Source organism: Cellulomonas sp. P5_C6, from assembly GCF_054049635.1.
Genome location: NZ_JBFULZ010000375.1, coordinates 1 through 1156, shown reverse-complemented (window position 1 = coordinate 1156; position 1156 = coordinate 1). Strand labels below are relative to the sequence as shown.

At 71.3% G+C, this 1156-nt stretch carries 1 protein-coding gene; it reads left to right on the top strand.

Features of this window, described 5'->3' with window-relative positions; genetic code table 11:
- The coding region (locus ACXJKG_RS21240; RefSeq protein WP_456847697.1) for a 2-oxo acid dehydrogenase subunit E2 at positions 1–1156 on the top strand (1156 nt) is incomplete at both ends.

The window sequence follows — 1156 nt, the reverse complement described above, 5'->3', positions numbered from 1 at the left end:
CCCCCGGCCCCTCCGGCTCCTCCGGCCGCGCCCGCCGCGCTCCCGCCGGCCCAGGCAGCGCCGTTCGTCGAGCCGCCGGCCGTGACGTCCCCGATCGCCACCGCCCAGCCCGCGACCGCCCCGTACGCGCAGGTCGCCCAGCGCGCGTCGCTCGCCGACGAGGCCGAGGCGGCCGACGACATCCAGAAGCTGCGTGGCCCGGCCGCGCGCGTGGTGACCAACATGGAGGCCTCGCTCGAGGTCCCGACGGCCACCTCGGTGCGCGCCATCCCGGCCAAGCTGATGGTCGACAACCGCATCGTTATCAACAACCACCTCGCTCGTGGTCGCGGCGGCAAGATCTCGTTCACGCACCTCATCGGCTTCGCGCTGGTCGAGGCGCTGGCCGAGATGCCGGCGATGAATACGTCGTACACGCTGGCCGAGGACAAGCCGAGCGTCCTGACGCCCGCGCACGTCAACGTCGGCATCGCGATCGACCTGGCCAAGCCGGACGGCACCCGTCAGCTGATGGTCCCGTCGATCAAGAAGTCCGAGACCCTCGACTTCGCCGGCTTCTGGGCCGCGTACGAGGACGTGGTGCGGCGCGCCCGCGGCAACAAGCTCACGGTCGACGACTTCGCCGGCACGACGATCTCGCTGACCAACCCGGGCACCATCGGCACCGTCCACTCGGTCCCCCGCCTGATGCAGGGCCAGGGCACGATCATCGGCGTCGGCGCCATGGACTACCCGGCGGAGTTCGCGGGCACCTCCGAGGAGGCGCTCAACAAGATGGGCGTGTCCAAGGTGCTCACGCTCACCTCGACGTACGACCACCGGATCATCCAGGGCGCCCAGTCCGGCGACTTCCTGCGGATCATCGGCCGCAAGCTGCTGGGCGAGGACGGGTTCTACGACCGCGTGTTCGCCGCGCTGCGGGTCCCCTACGAGCCTGTGCGCTGGGTCCGCGAGTCCAACGACCCCGACGCCGAGGCCATCAAGCCGGCCCGCATCGCCGAGCTGATCCACTCCTACCGGTCGCGCGGCCACCTCATGGCCGACACCGACCCGCTGGCCTACCGCCAGCGCAAGCACCCCGACCTGGACGTGCAGACGCATGGCCTGACGCTCTGGGACCTCGACCGCACGTTCCCCACCGGCGGGTTCGGCGGCA